Below are 23,778 nucleotides of genomic sequence, written 5' to 3'. Positions count from 1 at the left end.
CCTTATGTGTGTGTCCCACGGTAGGGATCATCCCTGGCAGCTTGGGCCTGGCGTCCAGGCGGCGGGTGTAACCGGTTGCAGCTGACTTTCCAGCGGCGCATTGCCGAGCACCTTGAGGTATTCGATCAACGCCAGCCGCTCGTTCGGGCTCAGGCCTCGGCCAATCACGCCTTGCTGGCGGCAGCCGTCGCGGAATTCATGGCCCTGGTTGCCGTTGCCGGTGACGCTGGTTTTGAACAGGAAGCCGCCATCGAATTTCTCGCTGCGGTAGCCGGCGCGCTCGGGGTCGTACTCGTGGTTGCCGACCCAGAACTCAGCCCGCCGCTCGTACACCGGCGACAACAGTTCAAACAGCGTGGGCACCGAGCCGTTGTGCAGGAACGGCGGGGTGGCCCAGATGCCGTCCAAGGGCCGCGCTTTGTAGCCGCGCTTTTCCTGAACGCCGATGGGCAGGCCGTAGCCGTCCATTTTCCAGCGCTCTTCACCGCTGATGCCGGCGTCCTGGTAAGCGCGGTTTTCCACGTAAGCGGTGATATAGGCCAGGCCTTTGGCGCTGGAGATGCTGCGCAAATTCAGGTCTTCCAATTTACCGTCGAACAGCTTCACGCCAAGCGTGCTGAGCTGCTCTTTACTCCAGCCCAGCTTGCTGATGTTGAAGCGGTGGTCAGCAATGTTGTCGGCGGTGGTGGGGTCGGTGCCGACGATGCTGACCGGCACGATGCGCATCCGCCATTCCGGGTCGCGTGTGGGGGCCAGGCGTTTGTCAGCTGCTTTGGGATCCGGCGCGTGGCAGTAGGCACAGTTCTCCTGGTACAGCGCGCGGCCCTGGCTGGCCATTTCCAGATTGACCTTGCCCAGCACGGGCTCGGGCCAGGTCGGCGGTTTCAGCTGTTTCAGGGTTTCTTCCAGGGTGTAGAGGTCACGCACGCGCACGCTGGAGGCGTAGCGCTCGGCCACGGGCACGCGGCCCTGGTTGTCTTCAAACAGTTTGACGGTGGCGCCTACGCCCAGGGCCTCGCCGATATTGCGCGCCATCGGTTGCATGGCCGAACCGTTCCACTGCACCCAGTCGAATTTCCAGATATCCCACAGCTGCGGATAGCTCACCGGGGCGTTGCCGACGCGGTAGTTGCTCGGGTCGATGGCGTCGCCGAACACGCTGTTGGCGATGCGGCCAAAGGCGTCGGTGCGGCCAAATCCTTCTTCAGTGGGGTAGAGGCCGCGATGGGTGTCGTTCCAAGCCTGGGACAGAATGCGGTTAAGCGTGACCTTGAGGTCGGTGCGCAGTTGGTCGCGGCCTTCGGGGTACTTGTCGCCCAGCACGTTCTTGGCGAAGCGGGTGAATTTCAGCGGGTTGTAATAGGTGAAGGCCAGGCTCATGCCGAGGGCCTGACCAAAGCTGCCGCCTTTCAACGTGGGCACCGTGGACGCCAGCGAATGCAAGGCCGCGCCGCCATCGATGCGCACCGAGTTGCCGTTGAAACGCAGCTCGCCGGTGTGGCACGCGGCGCAGGTGATATCGAGCAGTTGCGCGCCGGTTTCTTCTTCCAGATGACGGGCAAAACCGACCGGCAAATTGCCAGGGTTTAACGAGGTGGGTTGTTGGTTCGGTTCGGTAAGAAAGCCAAAGCGGGCGAGGTAATCCGGCGTGGCGAATTTGTTTTCGGAGAAGGGCAGTTCCAGCGCGGTAAACCATTCATAGCGCAGGCCTTTAACTTCCGTGCCCTGGGGCGTGTAGTAATAGGTTTGGCGCGCCTCGGGGCTCCACTGCTCCAGATAATGCAGCTGTGTGGGGGCTTGGTAATCCGGCAAATTCGGGTTGGCGATGTAGTAGAGGGCAACAGCCAGAACCGCCAAGACGGCGAGTACGACGAGAAGCAAAATCCGCTTCACAACCTTCATGGGTGACGGTCCTTGTGCATTGTTATTGGCTGAGCGTTTATGCCAAGCAATTACAGGCTTGGCAAGACGCTAATCACCTATTGTTCTTATGGCTATAGGGAACCTTTCATGCAGCGAGGCGGCGTCGCTTAGAAGAAATCCGTCCTAAGCGCGTCAAAAAACTTGCTACGGTTGAAAACAGGGCAGGAAAAGGATTGTTTTAACTCAGAAAATTAAAACGGATGCCAGGGAGCAGAACGCCATGCTCGATATGCTCGACAGAGACACTTCGCCAACGCTCGCCACCCTTGATGTTTATAAAAGCAACGCCGAACGCCAGGCACTTTGCGACGCCTTGGCGCGTTACGGCGACAACATGAGTGTGGCCGCGCGCATGCTCGGTATTTCCAGGCCGACGTTTTATCGGCTGCTGCACAAACATCGGTTGCGTTAGGGCTACACCCGGCCGATGGCGACCCACAGGGCGGCGCATGCGGGGTGCGTTATTGGCTGAGTTCTACCACGCGCCCGTTTATTGGCTGTACCGGGCGGGCGTTCATCGGGTACAGCGCTTGAAACGACTCGATTTGCGCTTTGGACAGTTCAACGGGCTGCTTCAGCACCTGCCAGCTCACCCCTTCTGTGCAGGGCGGCGTGGTCAGCGAGCCGCTATAGCGGTAGTAAGTGTGGTCGCTCGGCAGTAAGACTGCCGGATTAAACGCCGCCAAACGGTGGTGTTTGCCTGCTGCTGGCAGCGCAGCCAGTACTGGCGCCAACGCGTCATTCTCTTGGCCTTCTTGGAACAACACTGCCACCACGGAGAGCTTCCCGCCTGCGGTTTTGTGCACCAGATGCGCGTTCATGGGAAAGGATTGGCCATCAATCTTCTCTTCGCTTGGGCTGTGAAAGTGGAACTGCACCAGCTCAGCTCGCACACCATCCACCGTCAGGCTGTTGCCCGGTTGTAGATTGACTTGAATCGTATGGCCATTGTTTACAACCTCGGCGCTGGTGCTGCGGTAGGCGAAGCCCAGTGCCGGCATGGGCAACATTTGGCTTTCGGCACGGAGGATGTCGATGGGCGATTGCGCTTGGCCGTGGTTGCACAATGAGAAGCGAGGGTCCATGTGAGCCCAGTGCTCCGGACCTTTTTCGCCGGCGTAGCCCCAGTCATGGTCTGCCGCCTGCGCATTGGCGTAGAGCAGCACGCCAGAGGCGATCGAGGTTAGGGCAGCGAGTTGGAAGAACTTTTTCACGGTGACGCTCCGACGAAAATGGAAGCGTCGCTATCATTTTCGATCGGCCGGCGGCGTGATGCAGGAAGGGTTGGAGGCGTTTGTTTCCGTATTCCCGCGTATCGCTAAGATCACGCTTGCTAGCGGTTGAGCGGTTCCTCAGTTAGCCGTTTCGGCACCGACCTGCTGCGCCAGGCCATGGGGTTCACACCCTCGGTCCGGGTGAAGGTGCGGCAGAAGTGCGCTTGGTCGCAGAAGCCGCATTCGGCACTGATCTGCGTGAGGGTCATGTTGGATTCTTGAATCAGACGCTTGGCCTGGTTGATGCGCTGTTGGTGAATCCAGTCTTGCGGCGACATGCCGGTGCTGCGCTTGAAGGCGCGGGAGAAGTGACTGCGTGACAGCGCGCAGGCTTGCGCCAGTTGCGGCACGGTGATTTTTTCGCCAAGCAGGTTGTGGATGAGCGCCTTGACCAGCTGTTCACGCCAGCGTGTAAGACCTCCGGTTACCAGCGTTTCGCCGTCCTTCTCGTCGCTGGGTGTGAGCGAGCGGCGGGACATCCAATGGATACTGGCCATGATCCTTCCTTTGTGCATGAAAACCTGGCGTGAGTGTGGCCAGGCGCTGCACAGCGAACAAGGTTCAAGGAAGGCCCGTTCCAGCCAACAAGGTGCGCAATACGGACACCTCTAGCACGATGGTTTCAACCAAATTGCTGACGGTACTGAACAGGTGTAAGGCCGAGCTTCTCGCTGAACAGAAAACGCATGTGCCGCGTGCTGCCCAAACCGGCGCGATAGGCCACGGTTTTCAGCGGTAAATCGGTGCTTTCCAGCAGGCTGCGGGCGCGGTCGATGCGCGCGTGTTGCAGAAACTCCATGGGCGTCATGTTCACTTCGCGGCTAAACACGCGGGCGAAGTGGCGCGCGCTCATGCCAGCCAGGCCGGCCATGCGTTCTACAGAAAAGTCTTCGTCGAGGTGGGCCAGTACGTAGGTTTGTACCTGGTTGATGGGCGAATCCTGTTCGGCCAGTGCCGCCAACATGGGGCTGAACTGTGCCTGGCCGCCTTGGCGCTTCATGGCCACCAACAGCACCTTGGCCACATCCACTGCCACCTTCTTGCCGTGGTCTTCGGCTACTACCGCCAAGGCCATGTCGATGCCGGCGGTGACGCCGCCGGAGGTCATCAGGCGGCGATCTTTCACGTAAATCTGATCGGTGCCCACCCGCGCTCGCGGGAAGCGTTTGATCAGGCGGTCGGTGTAGTTCCAGTGCGTCGTGACCTGGTGATCATCGAGCAAACAGGCCTCGCCGAGAATGAACGCGCCGGTGCAGATCGAGCCGTACATCTTGCAGCGCTGAACCGCTACGTGCAGCCAGGCCGACACCTCGGGAAACCGCTCGTTGTAAGCGCCGGGGCCGCCGGGCACCAAGAGCAGGTCGTAGGGCTCGCAGCCGTCGGCGAGGGTCAGATTGGTCTGCACCGTCACGCCGTTGGAAGCGGGCACCTGGCGTTGCTCGGTGCCGATGGTCAGTAGCTTGTAGCAGTCCTGCTCCGGCAAAAACCGGTTCGCGACGGAGAAGACTTCGAACGGACCGGCCATGTCGAGGAGCAAAAAGTTGGGAAACAGCACCATCGCAACCGTTTTCATGGGCCTAACTCGCGGCTTGCTGAATGTAGGAAGAAACTTACAGCGAAGCGGCGCACAAGGCACGAACCTTGTTGTTTTTAAAGGAGATTTGCGACGAGCGTGGCGTCTTGATGGCACGCTTTTGAGGCGTTGGCCGCTCTGCTGCGCCACTTGTGGGCAAAGCCGCTGCGCAAACAAAACTGCAACTCTTTTTTGACCCTGCCGGTCCCAACTTCAGTGAGCCATACAAGGCCCTGCAGGGGGAAAGCAACCATGTTTCGTGATTTCGACACGTGCATCGCCTGGACCGATGCCATGAAGGAAGGCCACAACTACGTGGGCCTGATCGAATACCAGCCCAAGCGCATGGGCGCCGAAGTGCGCGTGTTGTGGGTGATCGTACCGGGTTGCGTGTGCGAGAACGAGGCGGAAACCGCCGCCGATAACATGCTGCGCGAGATCAGCGACATCACGCAGCTCGACCGCGTGACCTATAGCGACGGGGTGACGCTGTAGCGGCGTGCGTACCCCGAGCCATTTCTGACCACCTGAGCGAGGAACGGCACTTATGCCACGAGCCATTTGGAAAGGCGCCATCAGTTTTGGCCTGGTGCATATCCCCGTGGCCCTGAATTCCGCCACGTCTTCGCAGGGCGTTGATTTCGACTGGTTGGACAAGCGCAGCATGGAGCCGGTGGGCTACAAGCGCGTGAACAAGGTCACCGGCAAGGAAATCGACCGCGAGAACATCGTTAAAGGCGTGGAGTACGAAAAGGGCCAATACGTGGTGCTCAGCGAGGACGAAATTCGCGAAGCGCACCCGGCTTCCACGCAAACCATCGACATTTTCTCGTTCGTCGACAGCGCGCAAATTCCTCTGCAGCACATCGACACGCCGTATTACCTGAGCCCGGACAAGCGCGGCGAGAAGGTATATGCCTTGCTGCGCGAAACCCTGGCCAGCACCAAGAAAGTGGCACTTGCGCTAGTGGTGCTGCATACCAAACAACACCTCGCGGCGCTAATGCCCATCGACGATGCCATGGTGCTGGTCATGCTGCGCTGGCCCAGCGAGGTGCGCAGTCTGGCGAGCCTGGAACTGCCGGCGGCGGTGAGCAACGCCAAGCTGGCCAAAGGCGAGCTGGAAATGGCCAAACGCCTGGTGGAAGACATGAGCGGTGAATGGTCTCCCGACGATTACCAAGACAGCTTCACCGACAAGATCATGCAGCTGGTGGAGCAGAAGGCGCAGCAGGGCAAGATCGAAGCAGTGGAGCAGCCGCCGGGCGAAGAAGGCCGACGCACCGCCGACGTTATCGATCTCACCGAACTGCTCAAACGCAGCCTGGGCGGAAAGCCGTCGGCGAAGAAGGGCGCTGCTGCATCAAGCAAGGATTCGGAAGAGGACGAGGCGCCCGCACCAAAAGCGAAAAGCTCGCGCAGCAGTGCGAGCAAAAGCACCGCGGCCTCGAAAGCCAAGACGTCGGCGCGCAAAACCACCAAAACCAGCAAGGCGAGTTAAGGCGCCGAGGGCTTGGCCATGAACGAACATAAACGCGCACGAACGTCCGAGGTCGTTGCGCCGAAAACCCCACGCCAAGGCGCGCCTGCGGGCGAGGCGGCGAATCATCCGCACGGTGCAGATGGCAAGGGCCGGCAACTGCTTGATGAGGTGTCGATCAGCCATCCCGAGCGGGTTATCGATGCGCAGAGCGGTACGCAAAAAGTGGAGCTGGCGCAGTTCTATCACGGCATCAGCGAGTGGATTCTTCCGCACCTTAAAGGCCGGCCGGTTTCGTTGCTGCGCGCGCCAGATGGCGTGGACGGCGAGCATTTTTTCCAGAAGCACGCCCAGCATCTGGCGATTCCGCACATCACTCATTTGGACCAAGCAATCGACCCGGCGCATCCGCAACTGATGCAAGTCGACAGCTTGCCGGCGCTGATTGGCGCGGTGCAGATGGGCTGTATCGAACTGCACACCTGGGGCGCCAACAGTGCGGCGGTGGAAACGCCGGACCGGCTGATTCTCGACCTCGACCCGGACCCCGCGCTGCCTTGGAGTGCAATGGTCGACGCGACGCAAGCGACCCTCGCGTTATTGGATGTCGTGGGCCTGGAGGCCTGGCTGAAAACCAGTGGCGGAAAGGGCATGCACATTGTGGTGCCACTGCGAAAACAGGCCGGTTGGGACAGTGTGAAGGCGTTCGCCAAGGCCCTGGCGAACCATCTGGCCAGCCAAGCGCCGGAGCGCTTCACCGACAAAATGGGGCCGCAGAATCGGGTGGGGAAAATTTTTATCGACTACCTGCGCAACCAACGCGGCGCCAGCACCGCCAGCGCCTACTCGGTGCGCGCGCGTCCGGGCTTGCCGGTGTCGGTGCCGATTGAGCGGGACGAACTAGGCACACTGCAAAGTGCTGCGCAATGGACCGTCGCCAATCTACAGGCGCGACTTGAAGGTCTGCCGCGCGACCCGTGGCACGACTACCACAACCGCCAAGGCCTCACCCGCGCGCAGTGGGGCCAGTTGGGCATCGAGCCTGTCTGACGCTATTGCTCGCTATCGGCTTGCACTTGCTTAAACAACTGTTGCTTGGCGCCTTGCAAAATACGCTCGGACAACTGTGGATCGGCGACGCTGCGCGACAGCACTAACGCGCCCACCAAGGTTGAGAGCAGGGCGATGGCTTGGTCATCGGCATCTGGCCCTTCCAAGTGTTCTGCCAGTTTGCTGAAGCGACTTTGCACCACGGCGTCGGTGGTGGGGCTGGCTTGGCCGCGCTGGCCCAGTTCGGCGCACATCGTAGTCAGTGGGCAGCCTTTGCCGGGGTGGGTGCGGTGGGTGTTGCTCAGGTAGTAGCGGATAAAATTCTGCAGGGGCTGCGCTTCAGAGAAGGTTTTCTCCACGCCGTCGGCCAGTTTTGCCGCGGCCGCGCTGAGCGCTTGCTCAACCAGGTCATCCTTGGATTTGAAATGCGCATAAAAGCCACCGTGGGTCAGGCCCAGCGCTTTCATAAGCGGTTGCAGGCCAGTGGCGCCGATACCGTCGCGGCGAAAACGCTCCGACGCTTCGTCAACGATGCGCTGATGGGTTTGTGCCTTGTGGTTTTCGGAATAACGCATGGCAACAGCTCCAATTGACGTGAAATGCCGGCTGTCATTCTAAACCAGCCGGCAAATGAGCATCACACCGCTTCTAACAACGTCGCTACGCCCTGGCCGCCAGCGATGCACTGGGTGGCGATGGCGAAACGCCCGCCCGTGCGTTTGAGCAGCGAGGCCGCTTTGCCAGTGATTCGCGCACCGGTGGCGCCCAGCGGGTGACCCATGGCCAAGGCGCCGCCGTCGAGGTTGACCTTGGCCATGTCCAGGCCCAGCTCGCGTACGCAGGCAATCGATTGGCTGGAGAAGGCTTCGTTGATTTCCACCAGGTCGATGTCATTGATGCTCAGTCCTTCACGTTGCAGCAGCTTGCGCGTGGCGTGAAGTGGGCCCATGCCCATGATTTCCGGCGCGCAGCCGGCCACGGCCACGGCACGTACGCGGGCCAGCACATCGAGGTTCCAGCGTTTGGCAAAGGCTTCAGTGCAGACGAACACCGCCGCGGCGCCGTCGGTTAATGGCGAGGCGGTGCCGGCGGTGACGCTGCCGCCGAATGCCGGTTTGAGCGTGGCCAGTGCGTCGGCGTTGGTGCCGGGGCGAATGCACCCGTCTTCGCTGACCAGCCCTTCAGGCGTGGCGATGGGCACGATCTCGTCGGTGAAGTAACCGAGTTCGCGCGCCTTGGCGGCTTTGGCGTGGGAGTCGACTGCCATCAGCTCCTGTTCTTCGCGGCTGATGCCGTACAGGTTGGCGACGTTTTCGGCCGTCTGGCCCATGGACATATACGCCTGGGGGAAACTCTCAAGCAGTTTCGGGTTGGGCGAAATATTGAAGCCGCCCATGGGCACGCGGGTCATCGACTCCACGCCCGCGCAAATAAACGCCTCACCGGCGCCGAGCAGAATTTGCCCAGCCGCGAAGTGCACGCCGGTCATCGACGAGCCGCAGAAGCGGTTGACGGTGGCGCCGCCCAAGGTGTCTGGCAGGCCGGCGAGAAAACTGGTGATGCGCGCGATGTTCATGCCTTGCTCGGCTTCAGGGTAGGCGCAGCCCATGATCAGGTCTTCGATTTCCCGTGGGTCGATGTCGAGGCGGCCCACCAGCTCTTTCACCACCTGGGCGGCGAGGTCATCGGGGCGCACGTTGATCAGGCCGCCTTTACGCGCGAAGTGAAACGGCGAGCGGGCGTAGCCGGCAATTACGATGTTTTCCATGGTGCTTCTCCTGCGACGCGGCCTTAGCCGTGCATGTTCATGATCAAACAGGTGGTGGAGCCGGTGGCGTAGAGCTTGTCGTCTACGTCGTACAGGCGGCCTTCGGCGAGCGCGGTGGAGCGGCCGACGTGGATGATTCGCCCTTCCGCGCGAACCGGGCCGACGGCGGTGGTGACGGCGCGCACGTAGCTGATGCGCAGGTCTGTGGTGGTGTAGCCCTGGCCTTTGCTGAGCATGGTGTGGATGGCGCAGCCCATGGCCGAATCGAGCATGGTGGCGATATAGCCGCCATGCACGCTGCCCAGCGGGTTGTAGTGCATAAGCGAGGGATGGCCCTGAAAGATGAAATGGCCGCTGGACCATTCCATCGGCACCATCGCCATGGGTTCGTTGATAGGCGGCGAGGGCAGTTGGCCGCTGCCGATGCCATCGAAAAATTCTTGCGGGCTCATTCCGGCCACTTGCTTCAAGGTCATGGTGTCGGGTGCCGCCAGACGCGCACGCAAATCGTCGGCAGCTGCCAGCCAAGCCTGGATTTTTTCCTCGCGGGACATGCTCATAAAGACCTCTCAAGCGTTAACCAAATAAAAGTATCAAGCCGCACTGGCATCACGCTTACAGCCTAAATTACACTCGTCATGTAAAACAATATGAAGGCCGTAATATAAGTGCCAAGCTTAGCGGCATAAACGCCATGAGTTGATTCAACGACCTGTAGGAGCGGCTTCAGCCGCGATGCTTTTCCGTGCACTAACGAATCGATTCCAGTCTTTACTGCTAAGAAATTTCCCAACCGGAGAACCAGCATGAGCAACTACGACGTAGTGGTAATCGGCGGCGGCCCAGGCGGCTACAACGCGGCGATTCGCGCCGGCCAACTCGGGCTGAAAGTCGCGTGCGTGGAAGGGCGCGACACCCTGGGCGGCACCTGCCTGAACGTCGGTTGTATGCCCTCGAAAGCGCTGCTGCATGCGTCCGAGTTATACGAGGCGGCCGTGGGCCCGGAATTCGCCAAGCTGGGCATTGAGGTGAAACCCACCCTCAACCTCGCGCAAATGATGAAGCAGAAAGACGAAAGCGTGACCACGCTCACCAAAGGCATCGAGTTCCTCTTTCGCAAGAACAAAGCCGAGTGGATTAAAGGCTGGGGCCGCATCGACGGGCCGGGCAGGGTCGTGGTGAAAAGCGCCGACGGCAGCGAGCAGGTGCTGACGGCCAAAGACATCGTCATCGCCACCGGCTCCGAGCCCACGCCGCTGCCAGGCGTGACCATCGATAACCAACGCATCCTCGATTCCACCGGCGCACTGTCGTTGCCGGAAGTGCCCAAGCACTTGGTGATTGTCGGCGCCGGCGTGATTGGCTTGGAGCTCGGCTCGGTGTGGCGTCGGCTCGGCAGCGAGGTCACGGTGGTGGAATACCTCGACCGCATCTGCCCTGGCCTGGATCTGGAAACCGGCAAAACCTTCCAGCGTTCCCTGGCCAAACAAGGCTTTTCGTTCAAGCTGGGCAGCAAGGTCAGCAGCGCTACCGCCACGGCCACCGGCGTGACCGTGGAAATCGAACCGGCGGCTGGCGGCGAAAAACAAACGCTGGAAGCCGACTACGTGCTGGTGGCCATCGGCCGGCGTCCGTTCACCCAAGGCCTGGGGCTGGAAAGCGTGGGCATCACGCCAGATAAGCGCGGGATGTTGGAAAACCAGAAACACCGTTCGGGCGTGCCGGGCATCTGGATCATTGGCGACGTGACCTCTGGCCCCATGCTGGCGCACAAGGCCGAAGACGAGGCGATTGCCTGCATCGAGCAAATCGTCGGCAAAGCCGGTGAGGTCAACTACGCGCTGATTCCAAACGTGATTTACACCAAACCGGAAGTGGCGACGGTGGGCAAAACCGAGGAGCAGCTCAAGGCCGAAGGGCGGGCCTACAAGGTCGGCAAGTTTCCATTCGCGGGGAACAGCCGGGCGAAAATCAACCATGAGAGCGAAGGCTTTGTGAAAGTGCTGGCCGATGAGCGCAGCGATGAAATTCTCGGCGTGCATCTAATAGGACCGAGCGTCAGCGAGCTGATTGGCGAATATTGCGTGGCCATGGAATTCGCAGCCTCCGCTGAAGATATTGCCCTGACCTGCCACCCACACCCGACGCGTTCCGAGGCGCTGCGCCAAGCGGCGATGAACGTCGATGGTTGGGCCATGCAGGCCTGAACAGGGCACCTCAAGCGCAGCTCGGATAAAACCTGCACTTGCCAGGCTGCTCGCGGACTAATGGCACATCAGCCTTTTACAAACCGCGAGCAGCCATGGCCGACCCCGCAATTGAAAACAAACTCTTTCTCGTCCTGCTGACAGCAGTAACGCTCGCCTTCGGCTGGATTTTGCTGCCGTACTACGGCGCCGTGTTCTGGGCAGTAATCCTGGCCATTTTGTTTAACCCGCTGCAGCGCCACCTCGCCCGTCGCCATCAAGGCTCGCGCAACCTGACCGCCTTGGCCACGTTGCTGGTGTGCCTGTGCATCGCCATTCTCCCCGTGGTGTTCACCACGGCCTTGCTGGTGCAGGAAGCCGGCGAACTGTACAAACGCATCGAAAGCGGCGAGCTGGACATCGGCGCCTACATTTTCGAAATCAAACGTCACCTGCCCACCTACGTGCAGGGCCAGATGGACCGTTTCGGCATGGGCAGCCTCAATGGCCTCAAAGACAAAGCCATCAACGGCGCCATGCAAGGCAGCCAAGCCGTCGCCAGCCAGGCGTTCACTCTGGGACAGAACACCTTCGAGTTTCTGATCAGCTTCGCGATCATGCTGTACCTGCTGTTCTTCTTTCTGCGCGATGGGCAAGAACTGGTGCGGCGTATCCGTAGCGCTATTCCACTGAATGATGGGCAAAAGCGCCGACTGCAATTGCGCTTCACCCGCGTGGTGCGCGCCACAGTGAAAGGCAACGTGCTGGTGGCGGTGACGCAGGGCGCGCTGGGCGGTTTGGCGTTCTGGTTTCTGGGCATTACCAGCCCTCTCCTATGGGCGGTGCTGATGGCTTTTTTGTCGCTGCTGCCGGCAGTGGGCGGGGGCATTGTCTGGGTGCCGGTGGCGGTTTACTTCCTCGCCACGGGCGCCATCTGGCAGGGCGTGGCGCTCAGTGTGTGGGGCGTGTTGGTGATCGGTATGGTCGACAACGTTCTGCGCCCGATTCTGGTGGGGCGCGACACGCGCATGCCGGACTACATGATTCTGCTATCGACCCTCGGCGGGCTCACGATCTTTGGCTTGAACGGCTTTGTGATCGGCCCGTTGATCGCGGCGCTGTTCCTTTCTTGCTGGGGCATTTTCACCAGTGGCAATCAGAAAGTGCGCCTGCCTTCCTAAAAAGGTGTAAACGGCGCGCTGTCTTTAGGTAACTGCCTACTGGATGCAGCTGTCGGTCCTGCATTAACCGCTGCGGCTTGTCGAGCAAGCTTGCGACCCTTTTTTGGAGGAGGGTCGCCATGACGTTAACCCTTTCAAAAGCGTTGGGCGGCCCGATTCCTCGGGCGGCGTTGCGTTCTTTCTTGCCCCTGTTGCGAAGCCGCTTCGCGGTGGGGCAACCCGCCTCTTTTTCTCTTGCAGCTGCGCAGGTAACTTCACTTCCGGCGCCTGACTTGCTTATCAGCGTGATCGTGCCCACCTACAACTACGCCCACGTGCTGCCCAGAGCGTTGGATTCGGTGATTGGCCAATGGGGCGACGATATTGAGTTGCTTGTTATCGACGACGGCTCCGACGACCACACGCCGGACGTATTGCAGCGCTACACCCGCCGATTTGCTGGCTGTTTTCAGATAATCCGCCAAGACAATGCCGGAGCCGCAGCGGCGCGAAACCGCGGGGTGCGGGCGGCGCGCGGTGCCTATGTGCTGATGCTGGATGCCGATGATGAATTGCTACCAGACGCCATCCAAACCTTGCGCGAGGCGTTGCGCACGACGCCCTCGGCGGCCATGGTGCTGGGCGCACAGGTTTCGGTGTATGCCGATGGCAGCCAACGCGTGAGGCTGCCCACGCCCGTGACGGGCACGCCAGTGCAGCGGTGCCGCCGCTATCTGCTGCAAAAGCGAATTTCCATTTCCCATAGCCGCTGCCTATTCCGCCGCGATCTGCTGTTGCAACGCCCTTACCCGGAAACGCTGCGCAGCGGCGAAGATGTGGCGGTGTTTGCGTATGTATTGGTGAGTGGCTCCGCAGTGACGACGACCCGCCCCTTGGCCCGGGTTTATAAACACCCCGATAGCCTGCGCCACAGCCGAGCGGACGAAGAGTCGGTGGCCCAAGGCATGCTCCATGAAGTGTTTGCACAACTGCCGGACGAGTGCCAGCGCTTGCGCCAGCGGTATGCGGCTCAACGTTATCTGTCGCTGTTTCGAGCGGCGCTTCTAGTCGGTGATGGCTGCTCGGCGCGCCGCTTTTATCGGCAGGCAGTGACCCTGTCGTGTTGGCAAGCGCTGCGACCCGGCTACCTCAGTAAATTGCTGCGCATGGGGTGGCGCGGACGCGGGCGGCGGCTCTGACCCTCGCCCATAAAAAAGCCCGGCATGAACCGGGCTTTTTTATGGGCGCTGCGCTTATGGCGTTAGCACCATCGTCGAGTGTTGTACCAGTTCCAGCAGCGGTTGCGGATACACGCCGAGCACGAAGGCCAGCAGCGCCACGGCTACCAACATCATGCCGCCGGTACGCTGGCCCCAGTTGAACGGTGCGTCGTGGCGATGCAGGTTCGGTTCCACCAGGAACAAGGTGACCATCACCCGCAGGTAGTAGAAAACGCCAATCGCACTGCCCAGCACCAAGGCGCCCAGCAGCCACCATTGTTGGGTTTGCACGCCGACCATAACCACCACGAACTTACCGATAAAGCCGGAGGTCAGCGGAATACCCGCCAGCGACAGCATCATCACGGTGAGCACGGCGGTCAGGTACGGACGGCGCCAGAACAGGCCGCGGTATTCGTACAGCGCGTCGGCATCGCGGCCGCTGAATGGCGTGGACATCAGTGTCACCACGCCAAACGCGCCGAGGCTGGTCAGCACGTAGGTGGCCAGGTACACGCCAACTGCTTCCACCGCCAAGCCTTTGCCGGCGATGACCGCGATCATCAGGTAGCCGAAGTGGGCGATGGACGAATAACCCAGCAGACGCTTGAGGTTGTTCTGCAGCAGGGCGAGCAGGTTGCCGACCAGAATCGAAGCCACGGCGATCACCGACAGCACGGTGGTCAGCAGCCCTTCGTTGGCAGCCGGGGAGAGCATGAACAAGCGAACCATCACCACGAACACGGCCACTTTACTGGCGGTGGCCAGGAACGCGGCCACGGGTGCGGGCGCGCCTTCGTAAACGTCCGGCGTCCACAGGTGGAACGGCACCAGCGACAGTTTGAATGCCAGGCCCACCAACATCATGCCCAGGCCCAACTGTGCCATGGCGCTTTGTGCGCCGGTGGCGGCCAGCTTGGCGCCGATGCCGGTGAAGCTCAGGGTGCCGGCGTCGGCATACAGCAGCGCCATACCGAACAGCAGGAAGGCCGAACCTGCAGCCGACAGCACCATGTATTTGATGCCGGCTTCCAGGGAGCGCTTGTTGAAGAAGGCGTACGCCACCATGCCGTACACCGGCACCGACAGCAGCTCTAGGCCGATAAACAAACCGGCCAGGTGCTGGGCGCACACCAGCACGATGCCGCCGGCGGCGGCCAGCAGAATCAGCAGGTACAGCTCGTCACGGTTGCCGGGGAAACCGACCTTGTCGTCGCCCATGTAGGCGTGAACCAAGGTCACGCAAGCCAGGGTCGAGACCAGAATCAGGCCGATGTAGAAGTTGGCGAAGTTGTCGACCAGCAGCAGGCTGGTCACCGCCAGCGGCGTGGCTTTGACGGCGGGAATGATCGACAGCAAGGCCAGGTTCAAACCCAGACCCGACAAGATAAAGGTCTGGCTGTGGTTGCGTCGCCAGGCGATGGCCAGCATCACCACCACAATGGTGGCGCAAACCACCAGCAGCGGGAGCAGGGCGAGCAGGTGTTGAGTCGTGAATTCCATAACGCGGCTTTCCATTACAGGCTACCGGCCCGATGCGAGTTGAGTGGAAGCGGTACCCAGCCAGTGTTGGATGCCCTGCATAGTGGCCGACGAGGTGTCGAGAATCGGCTGCGGGTAAACCCCGAGCAGAATCAGCAGCACCGCCAGACCCAGCACCATGAACATCTCACGGGCGTTCATGCCTCGCAGTACATCGTCAGACTTGGTCGGACCAAAGTAGGCACGGTGAATCATGATCAGCGAATAAACCGAGCCAAACACCAGACCGGTTGCCGCCACGATGGTGAACCACGGGAAGGCTTTGAACGCGCCGACCAGAATCAGGAATTCACCGACAAAGTTACCGGTGCCCGGCAAGCCCAGAGCCGCCGCAGCGAAGAACAAGCTGATGGCCGGCAGGTACGGCAGGCGACCCCAAATGCCGCCCATCTCGCGCATGTCGCGCGTGTGCAGGCGCTCGTACAACTGGCCACTGAGAATAAACAGCGCCGAGGCAGACAGGCCGTGGGCAATCATTTGCACCACCGCGCCTTGCAGGGCGATCTGGCTGCCGGAGTAGATGGCAATCAGCACAAAGCCCATGTGCGACACGCTGGAGTAGGCGATCAGGCGCTTGATGTCGGTTTGAGCAAACGACAGCAGGGCACCGTAGATGATCGCGAACACGCCAAGGTACATGGCGATGTGAGCGAACTCCGCCGACGCGTTCGGGAACAGCGGCAGGGCGAAACGCAGCAAACCATAGGCCGCAGTTTTCAACAGGATACCGGCCAGGTCGACCGAGCCTGCGGTCGGCGCCTGCGCGTGGGCGTCCGGCAGCCAGGAGTGGAAGGGCACCACTGGAAACTTCACTGCGAAGGCAATGAAGAAGCCGAGCATCAGCACGTATTCGGTGCCCTCCGACAGCTTGGTCTTCAGCAGGTCGGCGTAGTTGAAGGTGATCACGCCCGTGGCGTTATAGTTAACAAACACCAGCCCAAGAATCGCCACCAACATGATCAGGCCGCTGGCCTGGGTGTAGATGAAGAACTTGGTGGCCGCGTTGATGCGTGTGTTGCCCTTGCTGCCGCTGTGACCCCAGAGCGCGATGAGGAAGTACATCGGCACCAGCATCATTTCCCAGAAGAAGAAGAACAGGAACAGGTCGATGGCCAGGAACACGCCCACCACGCCGCCGAGAATCCACAGCAGGTTGAGGTGGAAGAAGCCAACGCGGTTCTGGATTTCATTCCAGGAACAGAGCACGGACAGCACACCGAGCAAGCCGGTGAGCACGATCATCAGCACGGACAAACCGTCCATGGCCAAGTGAATGGTGATGCCGAAGCGCTCGATCCATTGCACCTTGAACTCGTGGGCCCAAACCGGCTCCGCACCTGGCGCGGGGGCCAGGCTGAAGTTGCCAGTGGTCCACAGCCAGAGGCTCAGGCCGAACAGCAGCACCATGCTGAGCAGGGCGATCCAGCGCGGCAGGGTGTTGCCGAACCGTTCGGCCTGCCAGCACAGCAGGCCGCCGATAAAGGGAATCAGGATTAGCCAAGGCAGAATCATGACGGGCTGTTTTCCTTAATTCAAAATCAGAAGAAGGGCGAGCAGCAGCACGGCACCGCCGGCCACCGAGGCCGAGTACCAGCGCAGGTTGCCGGTTTCCGTACGGCTCATCAGGCTATTGCCCAGGCGTACCAAGCGCGGAACCACACCGATGGTGCTGTTGATCGGGTCGTTGCCCAGCAGGCGGGTGATCAGCAGGTACGGCTGCACAAACAGCTTGTCGTAGATCCAGTCGAAGCCCCACGCAGCGAACCACCAGGCCGAAAGCAATTTGCCCGGGCCACTGTTGGCAACAGCCGTGGCGAAGCGGCGCTTGCCCAGGAACAGCACGGCGGCCAGGGCGATACCGGCGATGGCGATCAGGCCCGACGACAGCTCCAGGCTGTGTTTGGCTTCGCCACCGGCATGGCCGAAGCTTTCCGGCAGCACACCAGCCAGCGGCGGGCTGATGAGCGCGCCGAGAAAGGTCGACAGCACAATCAGCACCGACAGCGGCAACCAGTGGCTGATGCCATGGCCCGCATGGGCTTCGGTTTTCGCCTCGCCGTGGAAGGCGATAAAGATCAGGCGGAAGGTGTACAGCGAGGTCATGAACGCACCGACCAGGCCGGCGTAGAGCAAACCGGTGTGACCGCTGGCGAACGCTTCCCAAAGAATTTCATCTTTGGAATAGAAACCGGCGGTCACGAAGGGCAGGGCAGCCAGGGCAGCGCCACCGACGATGAAACTCGCGTAGGCCAACGGCAGTTTCTTCCACAGGCCGCCCATCTTGAAGATGTTCTGCTCGTGGTGGCAGGCGACGATCACCGAACCGGAGGCAAGGAACAGCAGGGCTTTGAAGAAGGCGTGGGTCATCAAGTGGAAAATCGCCGCGTCCCAGGCGCCAACGCCCAGGGCCAGGAACATGTAGCCGATCTGGCTCATGGTCGAGTAGGCGAGGATGCGCTTGATGTCGGTTTGTACCAGCGCAGCAAAGCCGGCGAGCACCAAGGTCACGCCGCCGACGATGCCAACCAGCTCAAGCACTTCAGGCGCCAGCAGGAACAGGCCGTGGGTACGGGCAATCAGGTACACGCCAGCGGTCACCATGGTAGCCGCGTGAATCAGCGCGGAAACCGGAGTAGGGCCGGCCATTGCATCGGCGAGCCAGGTTTGCAGCGGCAATTGAGCCGATTTACCCACGGCGCCGCCCAGCAGCATCAGGGTCGCCCACCACATCCAGGTATCGCCGGCCTGCAGTTTTTGCGGCGCCAGAACCAGCAGCTCTTGAATGTTCAAAGTGCCCAGGTGCTGGAACAGCAGGAACAGGCCGATGGCCATGAATACGTCGCCGATACGGGTGACGATAAAGGCCTTGAGTGCGGCATTACCGTTGTTGCGGTTGCTGTAGTAGAAGCCGATCAGCAGGTAACTGCACAGGCCTACACCTTCCCAACCGAAGTACAGGAACAGCAGATTATCGCCGAGCACCAGAAACAACATGCTGGTGATAAACAGGTTGGTGTACGAGAAGAAGCGCGAGTAACCGGCTTCACCGCGCATGTACCACGAGGCGAATAGGTGAATCAGAAAGCCGACGCCGGTGACTACGCCCAGCATGGTCAGCGACAAGCCGTCCAGGTACAGAGTGAAGCTCGGGGCAAAACCGTCTACCGACATCCATTGCCACAGCACCTGGCTGTACACACCGCCTTCTGGCGGGTTGACGTTGAATTGGTAGATCAGAAAGGCGGTGGTCAGGGCCGACAGGCCAACGGAGCCCACGCCGATCAGCGCCGAGACGTTTTCCGACCATTTGCCGCGCGAGAACGACAGCAGCAGCCAGCCGATGAGGGGGAAGGTAAATGTCAGGAATAAAAGGTTCATCCGCGCATCTCGCTGGCAGCGTCGATATCGAGGGTGTGGAAGCGGCGGTAGAGCTGCAACAACACGGCCAGGCCGATGCTGGCTTCGGCGGCAGCCAAGGTCAGCACCAGAATGAACATCACTTGCCCATCAGGCTGTGCCCAGCGGCTGCCGGCCACGATAAAGGCCAAACCGGCGGCGTTCATCATGATTTCCAGGCTCATCAGCACGAACAGAATGTTGCGGCGCACCATCAGGCCTACCAGGCCGAGGCAGAACAGCACACAGGCTACGGCGAGGCCGTGTTCCAGGGGGATCGAATTCATCATTGGATTTCCTTCGCCTCTTGACGGCCGAGGTGGAACGCGGCGACCACCGCTGCCAACAGCAGCATGGAGGCCAGCTCAACAACCAGCAGGTACGGGCCAAACAGGCTGATGCCGACGGCTTTGGCGTCAACGGCGGTCAGGCCGATAGCGCCAGCGCTCGGGTTGCCGAACAGCACGTAGAGCAATTCAGCCAGCAGTAACAACGCCAGCAGCGCCGGACCGAACCAGATGCCGGGCTTGAGCCAGACACGCTCCTGATCGGCGGCAACGGGGCCGAGGTTGAGCATCATCACCACGAACACGAACAGCACCATGATGGCGCCGGCGTAGACGATGATTTCCAGCGCACCGGCAAACGGCGCGCCGAGGCTGAAGAACGTCATCGACACGGCCAATAACGAAATGATCAGGTAGAGCAGGGCGTGCACGGGGTTGGTGTTGGTGATCACTCGAAGAGTGGACACCACCGCCACGCCGGACGCGAAGTAGAAAGCGAATTCCATAGTCAGATTCCCACGACGGATACAGGCAGCCAACGGCCGGTCGCCAAATTCAGAGTCAGTTGAGCGCGCATTACGGCAGCAACCCCTTGACGTTGATCGGCTCGGCTTCGTTTTGCGCCGCGCCCTTCGGCTTGCCAGCAATGGCCATACCGGCCACGCGGTAGAAGTTGTAATCCGGGTTTTTGCCGGGACCGGAAATCAGCAGGTCTTCTTTCTCGTACACCAGATCTTGACGCTTGAACTCAGCCATTTCGAAATCCGGCGTGAGCTGGATGGCGGTGGTCGGGCAGGCCTCTTCGCACAGGCCGCAGAAAATGCAGCGCGAGAAGTTGATGCGGAAGAATTCCGGGTACCAGCGACCGTCGTCGGTCTCGGCTTTCTGCAGGGCAATACAGCCCACCGGGCAGGCCACGGCGCATAGGTTGCACGCTACGCAGCGCTCTTCACCATCGGGGTCGCGGGTCAGCACGATGCGGCCGCGGTAGCGCGGCGGCAAGTACACGGGCTCTTCGGGGTATTGCAAGGTGTCGCGTTTGCGGAAGGCATGGGAGAACACCATCACCAGGCTGCGAAGCTGGGTGTAGGTGCCATGCACAACGTGGAGCACATACTTAAGCATGGTCATTCTCCGTTACTGAGCCACGCCGGCCGGGGTGTTGAGCAACACCACGGCAGCGGTCACCAGCAAATTGATCAGGGTCAGCGGCAGGCAGAACTTCCAGCTGAAGTCCATCACCTGGTCATAGCGCGGGCGCGGAATCGAGGCGCGCAGCAGGATGAACAGCATGATGAAGAAGCCGGTTTTGAGCGCGAACCAGAGGAATGACAGCGACGGCAGAATGTCGAACGGACCGTGCCAACCGCCGAAGAACAGCGTGACCAGCAGGGCCGAGATCAGCACGATGCCGATGTACTCACCGACAAAGAACATACCCCATTTCATGCCGGCATATTCGATGTGGTAACCGTCGGCCAGCTCCTGCTCGGCTTCCGGTTGGTCGAAGGGGTGACGGTGGGTAACGGCCACGCCCGCGATAAAGAACGTACAGAAGCCGAAGAACTGCGGAATGATGAACCACAGGTTTTGCGCCTGGTATTCAACGATGTCGCGCATGTTGAACGAGCCCACCTGCGCCACGATGCCCATCAGCGACAGGCCCATGAACACTTCGTACGACACGGTTTGTGCCGAGGCACGCAGGCTGCCGAGCAGGGCGAACTTGTTGTTACTCGACCAACCGGCAAACAGAACCGCGTACACGGACAAACCGGCCATGGCGAAGAAGAACAGCAGGCCGATGTTCAGGTCCGCCACGCCCCAGGTGGGGGTAATCGGGATGATGGCGAAGGCAATCAGCAAGCAGCTCATGGCCACCACCGGCGCCAGGGTGAAAATCACCTTGTCGGCGAACGGCGGCGTCCAGTCTTCTTTAAAGAACATTTTGATCATGTCGGCGGCGATCTGAAACGCACCGAACGGACCCACTCGGTTCGGACCGTAACGGTCTTGCCAAAGGGCCAGCAGGCGACGTTCCACCCAGCTCAGCAACGCGCCGCACACCACCACGGCGAGCAGCACGACGATGGCTTTGAGCACGGCGATGATCACGTCGATCACTTCAGGCGTGAACCAACTCATTGCGCGGCCTCCTGCAGCGAATCAGCGGTTTTGCCAGCAATCGCGGCGGGGATGCCTGCCAATCCAACCGGCAACGCAACGATGCCCGCGCTCAGCTCTTCGCTGACGCGCAGCGGCAGGCGCAAGGTCTGGCCAGCTACGTTGAGGCTGACCAGCGCGCCTTCGTTCACGCCCAAACGGGCGGCTTCCGAAGCGGCAACGGCAACGTAGGCTTCGGGAATGCGCTGCTGAACCGGCGCGGCGCGCGAGGAGTTCTCTTCGCTGCCGAACAGGTGATGAACCGGCACAACCTGCCAGGTGCCTGGCGCCGGGTTGAATGCGCCCGGAGCGGTGGCAAACCAGCTGAGGCCATCGCCTTTGCTTTCGATCAGGCGCGTGCCTGGGTCGCCAGCACGCAAGTGACCGCCGACTTCGTCCTGGAATTTGTTCCAGGCTTGCGGCGAGTTCCAGCCCGGCGACCAAGCGAACGGCACTTGCTGACGCGGTTCGGCGGAGCCCGAGTAGCCTTCCATGGAGAAGGCGAAGGCCGTGTCTTTGTCTTGCGAGGCGCGCGGTTCGTGCACGCTGATATTCGCGCGCATCGATGTGCGACCGCTGTAACGCAGCGGCTCACGGGCCATTTTCAGGCCTTTGATGCGGAACGAGGCGCCCGGCGCGGCGTCGACGATACCGGCCAGCAGCGGCGTGCTGGCAGCGGTGGCGGCAGTCACTTGGTCGAGCTGAGTCCAATCGACGTTCTGGCCGAGCAGGGTGCTGCGCAGGGCATGCAACCAGCGCCAGCCTTCGTGCACCAGAATGCTTGGGTCGTAGTAGGTCGGATCAAACACTTGGAAGAAGCGCTGGGCGCGGCCTTCCTGGCTGACCAGCGTGCCGTCACCTTCGGCGAAGCTCGCCGCTGGCAGCACCAGATGGGCGCGGGCCGTGGTGCCGGTTTGCTGGTGATCGGCAACGATGACGACTTTGGCAGCAGTCAGTGCAGCGTCGACCAGCGCTTTGTCGGCGCGGGTGTACAGATCGTTTTCCAGCACCACGATGGCGTCGGCTTTGCCGTCGACCACGGCTTGCAGCGCGGCGTCGGCAGAGTCGCCGCCCAGCATGGCCAGGCCCAGGCTGTTGGCTTCGCTGACCACCAGGCTGAGGGAGCCGTTTTTCTCGCGCAGCTTGAGGGCCTTGGCGATGTTGGCAGCGGCTTCGATCAGGGCTTTGTTGCCCAGGGAAGTGCCGGCAATTACCAGTGGACGTTTGGCTGCCAGCAGGTTGTCGGCGATGCGCTCGGCAAGTTCCAGGGCTTCGGCGTCGAGACCGGCAACGGCCGGGGCGCTGGCGTCGATGGCGTGGGCGACGGCAAAGCCGATGCGCGCCAGGTCATCCGGCGCGGCGTGCACGCACTCTTCGGCGACGTCGTCGAGCTTGGTGGCATCGAGGCTGGCAATAAACAGTGGGTTCAGCGCGTGTTGACCGATGTTCTGGACCGCCGCGTTGAGCCACGGCTGAATCTTCATGGCTTCGGCCATGTCTTCGGCCTTGCCTTTCACCGACTGGCGCAAGGCGAGGGCGAGGCGGGCGGCGGTCTGCGTCAGGTCTTCACCGAGCACGAATACGGCGTCGTGGTCTTCGATGTCGCGCAGGGTCGGAATCGGCAACGGGCTGTTTTGCAGCACGTTCAACACCAGGCGCAGGTTGTCCAGCTCTACAGCGCCGATGCCTGAGTAGAAATGCTCGGCACCGACCAGTTCGCGCAGGGCGAAGTTGCTTTCCAGGCTGGCGCGCGGCGAGCCGATGCCGACGATGTTGCGACCGCGCAGCAAGTCGGCGGCGTTATCCAAGGCTGCATCCACGCTCAGCTTTTGGCTGCCGGCGGCCAGCAGTGGCTGACGCGGGCGGTCGGTGCGGTTGACGTAGCCGTAGCCAAAGCGACCACGGTCGCAGAGGAAGTACTGGTTAACCGAACCGTTGTAGCGGTTTTCGATGCGACGGATTTCGCCGTAACGCTCGCCGGGGCTGATGTTGCAGCCGCTTGAGCAGCCATGACAGATGCTCGGCGAGAACTGCATGTCCCACTTGCGGTTGTAGCGCTCGGAGTGGGTTTTGTCGGTGAACACACCGGTCGGGCAGACTTCGGTGAGGTTGCCGGAAAACTCGCTTTCCAGAACGCCGTCTTCAACGCGACCGAAGTACACGTTGTCGTGGGCGCCGAACACGCCGAGGTCGGTGCCGCCGGCGTAGTCCTTGTAGAAACGCACGCAGCGGTAGCAGGCGATGCAGCGGTTCATTTCGTGCGCAATGAACGGGCCGAGTTCCTGGTTCTGGTGGGTACGCTTGGTGAAGCGATAACGGCGCTCGTTGTGGCCGGTCATCACGGTCATGTCTTGCAGGTGGCAATGGCCGCCTTCCTCGCACACGGGACAGTCGTGCGGGTGGTTGGTCATCAGCCATTCAACGACGCTGGCGCGGAAGGCCTTGGACTCTGCGTCGTCGATGGAAATCCAGGTGTTGTCGGTGGCGGGGGTCATGCAGGACATGACGATGCGACCACGGGTGTCGTTTTCGTCGGTGTACTGCTTCACCGCGCACTGGCGGCAGGCGCCGACGCTACCGAGCGCCGGGTGCCAGCAGAAGTACGGAATGTCGAGCCCGAGGGACAGACAGGCCTGTAACAGGTTGTCTGCTCCATCGACTTCGAGCGCTTTGCCGTCTACGTGGATAGTGGCCATAGTTCAAGTTTCTTCGTTGGCCCGTTTGTTCAGGGGTGAAAGCCGCGTTTGCTGCGGTTT

20 protein-coding genes and 2 pseudogenes are annotated in these 23,778 nt (G+C 61.1%); 7 read left to right on the top strand and 15 right to left on the bottom strand.

The features are described from left to right. Positions 1 to 27 precede the first annotated feature (27 nt). Positions 28 to 1,902 (bottom strand): di-heme-cytochrome C peroxidase, encoded by a 1,875-nt coding sequence (locus ACZZ0Q_RS13630; RefSeq protein WP_463541933.1) that lies wholly within the window; start codon positions 1,900 to 1,902, stop codon positions 28 to 30. A gap of 277 nt (positions 1,903 to 2,179) precedes the next feature. Here ACZZ0Q_RS13630 and ACZZ0Q_RS13625 point away from each other — a divergent pair. After that, positions 2,180 to 2,335, top strand: a pseudogene (locus ACZZ0Q_RS13625) (helix-turn-helix domain-containing protein); the annotation flags it as partial. A gap of 49 nt (positions 2,336 to 2,384) precedes the next feature. On the opposite strand, the gene ACZZ0Q_RS13620 reads toward ACZZ0Q_RS13625, so the two are convergent. The 3 genes from ACZZ0Q_RS13620 to ACZZ0Q_RS13610 all read right to left on the bottom strand — a co-directional run bounded on the left by ACZZ0Q_RS13620 (position 2,385) and on the right by ACZZ0Q_RS13610 (position 4,770). Continuing rightward, positions 2,385 to 3,137 carry a carbonic anhydrase gene (locus tag ACZZ0Q_RS13620; protein WP_463541934.1) on the bottom strand — a complete coding sequence of 251 codons (753 nt, stop codon included), beginning with the start codon at positions 3,135 to 3,137 and terminating at the stop codon, positions 2,385 to 2,387. A 119-nt stretch (positions 3,138 to 3,256) separates the two neighbouring features. Then, positions 3,257 to 3,676, bottom strand: a complete 420-nt coding sequence (locus ACZZ0Q_RS13615) for a helix-turn-helix domain-containing protein (protein ID WP_463542333.1) — start codon at positions 3,674 to 3,676, stop codon at positions 3,257 to 3,259. A gap of 143 nt (positions 3,677 to 3,819) precedes the next feature. After that, positions 3,820 to 4,770, bottom strand: coding sequence for a GlxA family transcriptional regulator (locus tag ACZZ0Q_RS13610; RefSeq protein ID WP_463541935.1), 951 nt, complete (start codon positions 4,768 to 4,770; stop codon positions 3,820 to 3,822). A 252-nt stretch (positions 4,771 to 5,022) separates the two neighbouring features. Here ACZZ0Q_RS13610 and ACZZ0Q_RS13605 point away from each other — a divergent pair, with 252 nt between their 5' ends. The 3 genes and pseudogenes from ACZZ0Q_RS13605 to ligD all read left to right on the top strand — a co-directional run. Next, positions 5,023 to 5,265, top strand: coding sequence for a hypothetical protein (locus tag ACZZ0Q_RS13605; RefSeq protein WP_122498001.1), 243 nt, complete (start codon positions 5,023 to 5,025; stop codon positions 5,263 to 5,265). Between the two features lie 52 nt (positions 5,266 to 5,317). Then, entirely contained in the window at positions 5,318 to 6,271 is a 954-nt protein-coding gene (ku, locus tag ACZZ0Q_RS13600) for a non-homologous end joining protein Ku (RefSeq protein WP_463541936.1), read from the top strand. Positions 6,272 to 6,325: 54 nt separating this feature from the next. Continuing rightward, a pseudogene (gene ligD, locus ACZZ0Q_RS13595) lies at positions 6,326 to 7,300 on the top strand (non-homologous end-joining DNA ligase); the annotation flags it as partial. Between the two features lie 2 nt (positions 7,301 to 7,302). On the opposite strand, the gene ACZZ0Q_RS13590 reads toward ligD, so the two are convergent. From ACZZ0Q_RS13590 to ACZZ0Q_RS13580, 3 genes are all read right to left on the bottom strand, one after another. Continuing rightward, positions 7,303 to 7,875: a TetR/AcrR family transcriptional regulator gene (locus ACZZ0Q_RS13590; protein ID WP_463541937.1), complete on the bottom strand. Its 573-nt coding sequence runs from the start codon at positions 7,873 to 7,875 to the stop codon at positions 7,303 to 7,305. A gap of 62 nt (positions 7,876 to 7,937) precedes the next feature. Further along, complete coding sequence (locus ACZZ0Q_RS13585; RefSeq protein ID WP_463541938.1) at positions 7,938 to 9,068, bottom strand: thiolase family protein; 1,131 nt, start codon at positions 9,066 to 9,068, stop codon at positions 7,938 to 7,940. A 23-nt stretch (positions 9,069 to 9,091) separates the two neighbouring features. Continuing rightward, positions 9,092 to 9,628 (bottom strand): PaaI family thioesterase, encoded by a 537-nt coding sequence (locus ACZZ0Q_RS13580; RefSeq protein WP_122453244.1) that lies wholly within the window; start codon positions 9,626 to 9,628, stop codon positions 9,092 to 9,094. Positions 9,629 to 9,874: 246 nt separating this feature from the next. Here ACZZ0Q_RS13580 and lpdA point away from each other — a divergent pair, with 246 nt between their 5' ends. From lpdA to ACZZ0Q_RS13565, 3 genes are all read left to right on the top strand, one after another. Beyond that, positions 9,875 to 11,275 carry a dihydrolipoyl dehydrogenase gene (gene lpdA, locus ACZZ0Q_RS13575; protein ID WP_463541939.1) on the top strand — a complete coding sequence of 467 codons (1,401 nt, stop codon included), beginning with the start codon at positions 9,875 to 9,877 and terminating at the stop codon, positions 11,273 to 11,275. Between the two features lie 95 nt (positions 11,276 to 11,370). Beyond that, on the top strand, positions 11,371 to 12,435 hold the full coding sequence (locus tag ACZZ0Q_RS13570; protein ID WP_463541940.1) for an AI-2E family transporter: 1,065 nt from the start codon (positions 11,371 to 11,373) through the stop codon (positions 12,433 to 12,435). Positions 12,436 to 12,707: 272 nt separating this feature from the next. Beyond that, positions 12,708 to 13,613, top strand: coding sequence for a glycosyltransferase family 2 protein (locus ACZZ0Q_RS13565; protein WP_463541941.1), 906 nt, complete (start codon positions 12,708 to 12,710; stop codon positions 13,611 to 13,613). 54 nt (positions 13,614 to 13,667) lie between these two features. On the opposite strand, the gene nuoN is transcribed toward ACZZ0Q_RS13565, so the two are convergent. From nuoN to nuoG, 8 genes are all read right to left on the bottom strand, one after another. After that, positions 13,668 to 15,137, bottom strand: a complete 1,470-nt coding sequence (nuoN, locus tag ACZZ0Q_RS13560) for an NADH-quinone oxidoreductase subunit NuoN (RefSeq protein ID WP_463541942.1) — start codon at positions 15,135 to 15,137, stop codon at positions 13,668 to 13,670. Positions 15,138 to 15,158: 21 nt separating this feature from the next. Next, positions 15,159 to 16,688, bottom strand: coding sequence for an NADH-quinone oxidoreductase subunit M (gene nuoM / locus ACZZ0Q_RS13555; protein ID WP_122498021.1), 1,530 nt, complete (start codon positions 16,686 to 16,688; stop codon positions 15,159 to 15,161). A gap of 15 nt (positions 16,689 to 16,703) precedes the next feature. After that, the gene (nuoL, locus tag ACZZ0Q_RS13550; RefSeq protein ID WP_463541943.1) at positions 16,704 to 18,554 is read right to left on the bottom strand and encodes an NADH-quinone oxidoreductase subunit L; all 1,851 of its coding nucleotides are present in this window, start codon (positions 18,552 to 18,554) and stop codon (positions 16,704 to 16,706) included. After that, positions 18,551 to 18,859, bottom strand: a complete 309-nt coding sequence (gene nuoK, locus ACZZ0Q_RS13545; RefSeq protein ID WP_463560668.1) for an NADH-quinone oxidoreductase subunit NuoK — start codon at positions 18,857 to 18,859, stop codon at positions 18,551 to 18,553. The genes nuoL and nuoK overlap by 4 nt, the downstream gene beginning before the upstream one ends. Beyond that, entirely contained in the window at positions 18,859 to 19,365 is a 507-nt protein-coding gene (gene nuoJ / locus ACZZ0Q_RS13540; protein ID WP_463541944.1) for an NADH-quinone oxidoreductase subunit J, read from the bottom strand. The genes nuoK and nuoJ overlap by 1 nt, the downstream gene beginning before the upstream one ends. A 70-nt stretch (positions 19,366 to 19,435) precedes the next feature. Then, entirely contained in the window at positions 19,436 to 19,984 is a 549-nt protein-coding gene (gene nuoI, locus ACZZ0Q_RS13535; protein ID WP_122498027.1) for an NADH-quinone oxidoreductase subunit NuoI, read from the bottom strand. A 12-nt stretch (positions 19,985 to 19,996) separates the two neighbouring features. Next, complete coding sequence (nuoH, locus tag ACZZ0Q_RS13530; protein WP_463541945.1) at positions 19,997 to 21,004, bottom strand: NADH-quinone oxidoreductase subunit NuoH; 1,008 nt, start codon at positions 21,002 to 21,004, stop codon at positions 19,997 to 19,999. Beyond that, complete coding sequence (gene nuoG, locus ACZZ0Q_RS13525; RefSeq protein ID WP_463541946.1) at positions 21,001 to 23,718, bottom strand: NADH-quinone oxidoreductase subunit NuoG; 2,718 nt, start codon at positions 23,716 to 23,718, stop codon at positions 21,001 to 21,003. Before nuoG ends, nuoH begins: the two co-directional genes overlap by 4 nt. Positions 23,719 to 23,778: the final 60 nt, after the last annotated feature.

This window comes from Pseudomonas sp. AC070, assembly GCF_979258635.1.
Note: the sequence above shows the minus strand (reverse complement) of the source record. Positions and strands in the feature narration are given on the sequence as shown.

Bases quoted from the DNA above. Each gene is read 5' to 3' on its own strand.
- ACZZ0Q_RS13630 (WP_463541933.1), bottom strand. From the start codon at position 1,902: ATGAAGGTTGTGAAGCGGATTTTGCTTCTCGTCGTACTCGCCGTCTTG.
- ACZZ0Q_RS13615 (WP_463542333.1), bottom strand. From the start codon at position 3,676: ATGTCCCGCCGCTCGCTCACACCCAGCGACGAGAAGGACGGCGAAACG.
- ACZZ0Q_RS13610 (WP_463541935.1), bottom strand. From the start codon at position 4,770: ATGAAAACGGTTGCGATGGTGCTGTTTCCCAACTTTTTGCTCCTCGAC.
- ACZZ0Q_RS13605 (WP_122498001.1), top strand. From the start codon at position 5,023: ATGTTTCGTGATTTCGACACGTGCATCGCCTGGACCGATGCCATGAAG.
- ku (WP_463541936.1), top strand. From the start codon at position 5,318: ATGCCACGAGCCATTTGGAAAGGCGCCATCAGTTTTGGCCTGGTGCAT.
- ACZZ0Q_RS13590 (WP_463541937.1), bottom strand. From the start codon at position 7,875: ATGCGTTATTCCGAAAACCACAAGGCACAAACCCATCAGCGCATCGTT.
- ACZZ0Q_RS13585 (WP_463541938.1), bottom strand. From the start codon at position 9,068: ATGGAAAACATCGTAATTGCCGGCTACGCCCGCTCGCCGTTTCACTTC.
- ACZZ0Q_RS13580 (WP_122453244.1), bottom strand. From the start codon at position 9,628: ATGAGCATGTCCCGCGAGGAAAAAATCCAGGCTTGGCTGGCAGCTGCC.
- lpdA (WP_463541939.1), top strand. From the start codon at position 9,875: ATGAGCAACTACGACGTAGTGGTAATCGGCGGCGGCCCAGGCGGCTAC.
- ACZZ0Q_RS13570 (WP_463541940.1), top strand. From the start codon at position 11,371: ATGGCCGACCCCGCAATTGAAAACAAACTCTTTCTCGTCCTGCTGACA.
- nuoN (WP_463541942.1), bottom strand. From the start codon at position 15,137: ATGGAATTCACGACTCAACACCTGCTCGCCCTGCTCCCGCTGCTGGTG.
- nuoM (WP_122498021.1), bottom strand. From the start codon at position 16,688: ATGATTCTGCCTTGGCTAATCCTGATTCCCTTTATCGGCGGCCTGCTG.
- nuoL (WP_463541943.1), bottom strand. From the start codon at position 18,554: ATGAACCTTTTATTCCTGACATTTACCTTCCCCCTCATCGGCTGGCTG.
- nuoK (WP_463560668.1), bottom strand. From the start codon at position 18,859: ATGAATTCGATCCCCCTGGAACACGGCCTCGCCGTAGCCTGTGTGCTG.
- nuoJ (WP_463541944.1), bottom strand. From the start codon at position 19,365: ATGGAATTCGCTTTCTACTTCGCGTCCGGCGTGGCGGTGGTGTCCACT.
- nuoI (WP_122498027.1), bottom strand. From the start codon at position 19,984: ATGCTTAAGTATGTGCTCCACGTTGTGCATGGCACCTACACCCAGCTT.
- nuoH (WP_463541945.1), bottom strand. From the start codon at position 21,004: ATGAGTTGGTTCACGCCTGAAGTGATCGACGTGATCATCGCCGTGCTC.
- nuoG (WP_463541946.1), bottom strand. From the start codon at position 23,718: ATGGCCACTATCCACGTAGACGGCAAAGCGCTCGAAGTCGATGGAGCA.